Annotated in this window: 6 protein-coding genes, 2 tRNA genes and 1 pseudogene; 3 read left to right on the top strand and 6 right to left on the bottom strand. The window is 33.0% G+C overall.

Annotated features, from left to right (window positions below; translation table 11 throughout):
- Nucleotides 1–57: 57 nt before the first annotated feature.
- The 6 genes from RWO85_RS09485 to rlmH all read right to left on the bottom strand — a co-directional run bounded on the left by RWO85_RS09485 (nt 58) and on the right by rlmH (nt 3,161).
- Nucleotides 58–129: transfer RNA gene (locus RWO85_RS09485), tRNA-Glu, on the bottom strand.
- A gap of 51 nt (nt 130–180) precedes the next feature.
- The gene (comE, locus tag RWO85_RS09480; RefSeq protein ID WP_000866065.1) at nt 181–933 is read right to left on the bottom strand and encodes a competence system response regulator transcription factor ComE; all 753 of its coding nucleotides are present in this window, start codon (nt 931–933) and stop codon (nt 181–183) included.
- Nucleotides 930–2,255: a competence system sensor histidine kinase ComD gene (comD, locus tag RWO85_RS09475; protein ID WP_314415550.1), complete on the bottom strand. Its 1,326-nt coding sequence runs from the start codon at nt 2,253–2,255 to the stop codon at nt 930–932. Before comD ends, comE begins: the two co-directional genes overlap by 4 nt.
- Nucleotides 2,256–2,267: 12 nt before the next feature.
- Complete coding sequence (comC, locus tag RWO85_RS09470) at nt 2,268–2,399, bottom strand: competence-stimulating peptide ComC (RefSeq protein WP_261030037.1); 132 nt, start codon at nt 2,397–2,399, stop codon at nt 2,268–2,270.
- Nucleotides 2,400–2,564: 165 nt separating this feature from the next.
- Nucleotides 2,565–2,638, bottom strand: a tRNA-Arg gene (locus RWO85_RS09465).
- 43 nt (nt 2,639–2,681) lie between these two features.
- Nucleotides 2,682–3,161: a 23S rRNA (pseudouridine(1915)-N(3))-methyltransferase RlmH gene (rlmH, locus tag RWO85_RS09460; RefSeq protein WP_314415549.1), complete on the bottom strand. Its 480-nt coding sequence runs from the start codon at nt 3,159–3,161 to the stop codon at nt 2,682–2,684.
- A gap of 184 nt (nt 3,162–3,345) precedes the next feature.
- Here rlmH and RWO85_RS09455 point away from each other — a divergent pair, with 184 nt between their 5' ends.
- From RWO85_RS09455 to RWO85_RS09445, 3 genes and pseudogenes are all read left to right on the top strand, one after another.
- The gene (locus tag RWO85_RS09455; RefSeq protein ID WP_314415546.1) at nt 3,346–4,527 is read left to right on the top strand and encodes a S1C family serine protease; all 1,182 of its coding nucleotides are present in this window, start codon (nt 3,346–3,348) and stop codon (nt 4,525–4,527) included.
- A 57-nt stretch (nt 4,528–4,584) separates the two neighbouring features.
- Nucleotides 4,585–5,343, top strand: coding sequence for a ParB/RepB/Spo0J family partition protein (locus tag RWO85_RS09450; RefSeq protein WP_314415543.1), 759 nt, complete (start codon nt 4,585–4,587; stop codon nt 5,341–5,343).
- A gap of 212 nt (nt 5,344–5,555) precedes the next feature.
- A pseudogene (locus RWO85_RS09445) lies at nt 5,556–5,929 on the top strand (chromosomal replication initiator protein DnaA); the annotation flags it as partial.

Here is a 5,929-nt window from a genome sequence, read left to right as displayed (position 1 = left end):
TACGACATCATGATTAACAGTCATGCGCTACTACCAACTGAGCTATGGCGGATAAAATAGTCCGTACGGGATTCGAACCCGTGTTACCGCCGTGAAAAGGCGGTGTCTTAACCCCTTGACCAACGGACCTTCTATCTGTAGCAGATATAACCATTATATCAATTTCTTACTAATTGTCAATCACTTTTGAGATTTTTTCTCTAAAATATCTTTTAATTTTCTAATTTTTAACCTTGAAATAGGACAACGATGGTCTTCATAGAAAACAATTTCTAGATTTTTTCGGTCAATTTCTCTGATATTGCCTATATTTACCAAAAATGACTTATGAGGAGAATAAAATCGCTGAGTATGTTTGTCCTTTTCCTGAATATCTGTCATGGTACCATAAAACTCTTTTGCAAAATTCTTACCAATAATGCGCAATTTATGAGAGACCCCTGTTGTTTCAATATACAAAATATCATGGTAAGGAATTTTTAAATCATTTCCCTTGTAATTGTAGTCGAAATAATCTACAACATCTTCATTTTCAAGTAACATACTCTTCGTGTAGAAGATATTTTGCTCAATTCTCTTCTTAAACATCTCATCATTGATATCCTTATCAACAAAATCTAGGGCTGATACCTGGTATTTATAGGTTAAAGTCGCAAACTCTGATCGACTGGTGATAAAGACGATAATAGCGTAAGGATTGTAATGACGAATGAGCTGAGCTACTTCAAATCCCTTTTTCTCAATCCCATGAATATCGATATCTAGGAAATAAAGCTGATTTACTTCATCGTTTTCAATGTATTCTTCAAATTCACGGACTTTTCCCGTTGTCTTGTATGATATTGGAATATTCGATTCTTTCGAAATTTCATCCAATATTCTCTCTAGTCTCACTTGATGTTCAATAACATCTTCTAAAATTAAAACTTTCATTCAAATTCCCTCTTAAATCTAATAATTTGTCTAAATGTACTGCCTTCCATCTCTGTTTCTAAAATAATATTGTCGTACTTATCTAGTAGTTCTTTCACATTATTTAATCCTACCCCGCGATTTCTTCCCTTAGTGGAGAATCCTAAAGCAAATAGATCTCCTGAAGGAGTCATCGTCATTTTACATGAATTCTGAATCACAATCACTGTTTCAGTTTCCATCTTAATAACTGCTACTTCCATCTGCTTTTTATAACTATCAGCCGATCCTTCGACAGCATTGTTCAATAAAACACTCATAATACGAACTAAATCCAGAAGGTCTATTGGTAGTCTAGTAATTATATCTTTTACTTCCAGTGTAAACTCTACACCATTATTTCGAGCATAGACAATTGACTGAGCAATCAAACTTCGTAAAGCTGAATCTTCTATGTTGTTCAAATCAAAGTAAGTGTACTTATCTGAACGCAGTTTGTGATTAGCTTTGACCAACACTTCATTGTAAATTCTGTCAATTTCCTGTAAATCACCACTGTCAATTGCCATCTGCATACTGACAAGCATCCCAGCATAATCATGTCGAAAACCACGAATTTCATTATACAGACAGACAATTTCATCTGTATAATTCTGTAAATGTTTCTGTTCAAATTTCTTCTGCTTCAAAGCAATCTCTTTCTCCATTTGAACTTTATGAGAATTCATTGCAAAGAAAGTCAAAAGTAACGAGATAAAAACAATAGATGATAAAATACTTCCAAAACTATTCAAATGTTTAATCGTACTTACCATATTTGAAACGAAAGATACAATATGGAGCAGTAGTAAAGCAAAAAATACTTTTTTCAAGAAAGGATAGAGGTAGTCCTTGTCAAAATAGGCTAGTTCCAAATGGAAATAATGAATGATTTTTAAGACAACAAAATAGGTCAACACCGTTACAACGGAAAAGAATGGGTAATAATATTGTAAAACAAAATTGTCTCCTGTTATAGAGGAGAAAGTTACGGACAGAAAGTTATGAGTGCTCTCATATAAAAGAGCTAGTAGTAAACTTAGGAATAGTCCTCTATCTCTCTCATACTGTTTAATCAATTTAAAATAGGAATATAAGCCCAAAGGAAATAAAAATCTTGCAATCCCTAACCCATCTAAATTTAGAAGATAGAAGGGAAAATCAAACACTATTTCTGTTAGTAATGTATAAGCACCAAAAACGAATAATTCTTTTCTATTTATTTGACCTTTACAAATTAAACGGTAACTATGACTAATAATTAAAAAATATAATATCAAATCTACTAATAAGAAAAAATCCATTCTGCTACTCCTTTATCTTCTTCTAAAGATATTAAAGAAATTAAAGGACTTTTCATTCATTTTCCTCATCTCCCCACCTTGAATCTTTTGCAAATCTTTTTCCTTCAAGGCTACAAACTGTTCCAATTTAACTGTGTTTTTCATAATAAAATCTCCTAAAATGTTTTTTTCTTGTAAGCTAACTTACAAAAACCATTATACAAAATGGAATTTCATTTTAGATAAAATTCTCTCAACTGTCATTTTTTTCTCCCCAAGTGTACTTTTTTAAGAAAAAAGCCGAGAAAATTCCCAGCTTTGCTACTATATTGATCCCAGCAGGATTCGAACCTGCGACCGTTCGCTTAGAAGGCGAATGCTCTATCCAGCTGAGCTATGAGACCTAACACAATTATTCTACCAAAAATTCAATTAAAAGTCAATTTTCTATTTATGATAGGGGGAGCCCTGCTGAATCGTAAAAGCGCGATAAATTTGTTCAGCAAGGACTAGTCTCATTAACTGATGGGGCAAGGTTAAACGGCCAAAACTAACAGAAAGATTGGCTCTCTTTTTTACATCCTGTGCTAATCCCAGACTCCCCCCAATAATAAAGGTAAGAGTAGAAAATCCTTTTATAGAAGCTTCTTCTAACTGCTTACTAAATTCTTCTGAGGAGAAAGTTTTCCCTTCTATAGCCAAGACAATAACGAAATCACGGTCACCAACTTTTGATAAAATTCTCTGACCTTCTATTTCTAAAATCTTTTGATTTTCTGACTCACTAGCCCTATCTGGTGTTTTTTCATCTGCTAGCTCAATCATTTCAAGCTTAGCAAATCGAGAAATTCGTTTTGAATACTCTGCAATACCATCTTTTAAATACTTTTCTTTCAGTTTCCCGACTGTTACAACTTTAATTTTCATGACTCTATTCTAACATATTCTCTATTTTTTCACATCTTATTCACAAAATAAAAGGTTAATTTTAGCCGAGAAAACCACAGATTTTTGAAAGTTATCCACAATCTGTGAAAAACTTTTGTGTTTAAGTTATAATTAAGCTAGTCAGTTTATACTTTCAATAATTTCAAATCAAATGGAGGCAAATATGAAACATTTACAAAGATTTTACAAAAAATGGTTTCAATTATTAGTCGTTATCGTCATTAGCTTTATTAGTGGAGCCTTGGGTAGCTTTTCAATAAACCAACTAACTCAAAAAAGTACTGTAAGTACCTCTAACAACAATAGCACTATTACACAAACTGCCTATAAAAACGAAAATTCAACAACTCAGGCTGTTAACAAAGTAAAAGATGCTGTTGTATCCGTTATTACTTATTCAGCAAACAGACAAAATAGCGTATTTGGTAATGATGATACTGACACGAATTCTCAGCAAATCTCTAGTGAAGGATCTGGGGTTATTTATAAAAAGAATGATAAAGAAGCTTATATTGTCACAAATAATCACGTTATAAATGGTGCCAGCAAAGTAGATATTCGTTTGTCAGATGGAACTAAAGTACCTGGAGAAATCGTCGGAGCTGATACTTTCTCTGATATTGCTGTCGTCAAAATCTCTTCAGAAAAAGTGACAACAGTAGCTGAGTTTGGTGATTCTAGCAAGTTAACCGTAGGAGAAACTGCTATTGCCATCGGTAGCCCGTTAGGTTCTGAATATGCAAATACTGTCACTCAAGGTATCGTATCTAGTCTTAATCGAAATGTATCTTTAAAATCTGAAGATGGACAAGCCATTTCTACAAAAGCCATCCAAACTGATACTGCTATTAACCCAGGTAACTCTGGTGGTCCACTAATCAATATTCAAGGACAGGTTATCGGAATTACCTCAAGTAAAATTGCCACAAATGGAGGAACATCTGTAGAAGGACTTGGTTTCGCAATTCCTGCAAATGATGCTATCAATATTATTGAACAGTTGGAAAATAACGGAAAAGTGATTCGTCCAGCTTTGGGCATTCAAATGGTCAATCTCTCAAATATTAATACAAGTGATATTAGAAGACTGAATATTCCAAGCAGTGTAACATCTGGTGTAGTTATTCGTTCTGTGCAAGGTAATATGCCTGCAAATGGTCACCTTGAAAAATACGATGTTATTACAAAAGTAGATGATAAAGAGATTGCTTCATCAACAGACTTACAAAGTGCTCTTTACAATCATTCTATCGGAGATACCATTAAGATAACTTACTATCGTAACAGTAAAGAAGAAACTACATCTATTAAACTTGACAAGAGTTCAGGTGATTTAGAATCTTAATTGACATCTATGTAAAGAAAGCTTTACATAAAAGAAAAGATGTGTTAGTGTAGAATCATGGAAAAATTTGAAATGATTTCTATCACAGATATACAAAAAAATCCCTATCAACCTCGAAAAGAATTTGATAGAGAAAAACTAAATGAACTAGCACAGTCTATTAAAGAAAATGGGATCATTCAACCGATTATTGTTCGTCAATCTCCTGTAATTGGTTATGAAATCCTTGCAGGAGAGAGACGCTATCGAGCTTCACTTTTAGCTGGTCTAACATCTATACCAGCTGTTGTTAAACAACTCTCAGACCAAGAGATGATGGTCCAGTCCATCATTGAAAATTTACAAAGAGAAAATTTAAATCCAATAGAAGAAGCACGCGCCTATGAATCTCTCGTAGAAAAAGGATTTACCCATGCTGAAATTGCAGATAAAATGGGCAAGTCTCGTCCTTATATCAGCAACTCTATTCGCTTGCTTTCCTTACCAGAACAGATCCTCTCAGAAGTAGAAAATGGCAAACTATCACAAGCACATGCACGTTCGCTAGTTGGCTTGAATAAGGAACAACAAGACTATTTCTTTCAACGAATCATAGAGGAAGACATTTCTGTAAGGAAGTTAGAAGCTCTTCTGACAGATAAAAAACAAAAGAAACAACAAAAAACTGATTATTTCATACAAAATGAAGAAGAACAGTTAAAGAAACTACTCGGATTAGATGTAGAAATTAAACTATCTAAAAAAGATAGTGGAAAAATCATTATTTCTTTTTCAAATCAAGAAGAATTCAGTAGAATTATCAACAGCCTGAAATAAGGCTGTTCTTTTATTTTTGTATTTCACATAATTATCCACTGTTTTTTTCAATAAAAATCTTAATAAATCAATAGTTTCTGATTTTATCCCCAACTTGTGGATAAAACTTGATAACATTGTGGATTATTTCTCACAGCTTGTGGAAAATTCTTGTTTTCTATGGTAAAATAGGTCTAGTATTAAACTTTTAAATAGTAAAGGAGGAGAAAGGATTGAAAAAAAAACAATTTTGGAATCGTATATTAGAATTTGCTCAAGAAAGACTGACTCGATCCATGTATGATTTCTATGCTATTCAAGCTGAACTCATTAAAGTAGAGGAAAATGTTGCTACTATATTTTTACCACGATCTGAAATGGAAATGGTCTGGGAAAAACAACTAAAAGATATTATTGTTGTTGCTGGATTTGAAATTTATGATGCTGAAATAACTCCCCACTATATTTTCACCAAACCTCAAGATACGACTATCTCACAAGTTGAAGAAGCTACAAATTCAACTCTTTATGACTATAGTCCAAAGTTAGCATCTATTCCTTATTCGGATACTGGGTTAAAAGAAAAGTATACCTTTGATAATTTTAT

It is taken from the genome of uncultured Streptococcus sp. (assembly GCF_963521865.1).
Lineage (GTDB): Bacteria > Bacillota > Bacilli > Lactobacillales > Streptococcaceae > Streptococcus.
Note: the sequence above shows the minus strand (reverse complement) of the source record. Positions and strands in the feature narration are given on the sequence as shown.